This is a genomic window from Stenotrophomonas maltophilia group sp. Smal32, assembly GCF_030237085.1.
Taxonomy (GTDB): Bacteria; Pseudomonadota; Gammaproteobacteria; order Xanthomonadales; family Xanthomonadaceae; genus Stenotrophomonas; species Stenotrophomonas maltophilia_Q.
In genome coordinates this window covers 1-1741 of record NZ_JASJSI010000210.1, presented here as the reverse complement: position 1 = coordinate 1741, position 1741 = coordinate 1, and the positions used below count along the sequence as shown (strand labels likewise).

Annotated in this window: 1 protein-coding gene and 1 pseudogene; one reads left to right on the top strand and one right to left on the bottom strand. The window is 67.5% G+C overall.

The annotated features are described in order from the left end of the window. Positions 1-17: 17 nt before the first annotated feature. Positions 18-1457 carry an aspartate ammonia-lyase gene (locus QRO91_RS22360; RefSeq protein ID WP_049428325.1) on the top strand — a complete coding sequence of 480 codons (1440 nt, stop codon included), beginning with the start codon at positions 18-20 and terminating at the stop codon, positions 1455-1457. 125 nt (positions 1458-1582) lie between these two features. Here the strand turns inward: QRO91_RS22360 and QRO91_RS22355 are convergent. Beyond that, positions 1583-1741 (bottom strand): annotated as a pseudogene (locus QRO91_RS22355) (glutathione-disulfide reductase); the annotation flags it as partial.

The window sequence follows — 1741 nt, the reverse complement described above, 5'->3', positions numbered from 1 at the left end:
AGTGCGGAGTCGATGCAATGAGCAAAGCTGCAAGCAAGGGTGGAACCACCGGGTTCCGGATCGAACACGACAGCATGGGCGAGCTGCAGGTGCCTGCCGATGCCCTGTGGGGCGCGCAGACCCAGCGTGCCGTGCAGAATTTCCCGGTCTCGGGCCAGCGCATGCCGCGCGGTTTCATCCGCGCGCTGGGCCTGGTCAAGGGCGCCGCTGCCGGCGTCAATGCCGAGCTGGGCCACCTGCCCAGGACCGTGGCCAAGGCCATCCAGACCGCCGCCGCCGAAGTGGCTGCCGGTGACTGGGACGCGCATTTCCCGATCGACGTCTACCAGACCGGCTCGGGCACGTCGTCGAACATGAATGCCAACGAGGTCATCGCCACCCTGGCCAACCGTGCCGGCAAGGCAGGCAAGACCGTGGTGCACCCCAACGACCACGTCAACCAGGGGCAGAGCTCCAACGACGTGATCCCGACCGCGCTGCGCGTGTCGGCGGTGCTGGCCACGCACGAACAGCTGCTGCCGGCGCTGGTGCACCTGCGCAAGACCCTGGACAAGAAGGGCCGCAGCCTGCGCAAAGTGGTCAAGACCGGTCGCACCCACCTGATGGATGCGATGCCGCTGACCTTCGAGCAGGAATTCGGCGCGTGGTCGGCACAGCTGGCCTCGGCGCAGGAGCGCATCGAGGACAGCCTCAAGCGCGTGCGCCGCCTGCCGCTGGGTGGCACCGCCATCGGCACCGGCATCAACGCCGACCCGCGTTTCGGCGCGCAGGTGGCCAAGGCGCTCAAGCAGCAGACCTCGGTCAAGTTCGACAGTGCCGAGAACAAGTTCGAAGGGCTGGCGGCGCAGGATGACGCGGTGGAGCTGTCCGGCCAGCTCAATGCACTGGCCGTGGCCCTGATCAAGATCGCGAATGATCTTCGCTGGATGAATGCCGGTCCGCTGGCCGGGCTGGGCGAGATCGAACTGCCGGCACTGCAGCCGGGCAGCTCGATCATGCCGGGCAAGGTCAACCCGGTGATTCCGGAAGCGACCGTGATGGCCTGTGCGCAGGTGATCGGCCACCACACCGCGATCACCGTGGCCGGTCAGACCGGTAACTTCCAGCTCAACGTCACCCTGCCGCTGATCGCGGTGAACCTGCTCGATGGCATCGGCCTGCTGGCCAATGTGTCCACCCTGCTGGCCGACAGTGCCATCGCCGGCCTGAAGGTGCGCGAGGACCGCGTGGCTGAGGCGCTGGCGCGCAACCCGATCCTGGTCACCGCGCTGAACCCGATCATCGGCTACGAGAAGGCCGCGGCGATTGCCAAGCGCGCCTACAAGGAACAGCGCCCGGTGCTGGATGTGGCGCTGGAAGACAGCGGCCTGGACGAGGCCGAACTGCGTCGCCTGCTGGACCCGACTGCGCTGACCGCTGGCGGCATCCAGGCCGGTGGTGGTGGCGCTGGCGGTTGATCTGCCGGTTGTAGAGCCGACCCCCTGCTCGGCTACAGCCTGGAACCAGAGCCGAGCCTGGGCTCGGCTGCACCATGCCTTCCCCGCATGCAGGCGAGGATAGGCTCGGCTCTACAACAGCGGGCTCAGCGCATCAGCACCACCTGCACCGGCGAGGTCGGGTGGATCGCCACGGTATCGTCGAACTGGGCCGTGGTCGCGCCCAACTTCACCGCCACCGCGAACCCCTTCAGGATCTGGTCGGCCGCTTGACCCACCCGATGGTTCGGAACCACCCCCTCATG

What these genes read in the sequence shown, in the direction of transcription:
- QRO91_RS22360 (WP_049428325.1), top strand. Translation starts at nt 18, where the DNA reads ATGAGCAAAGCTGCAAGCAAGGGTGGAACCACCGGGTTCCGGATCGAA.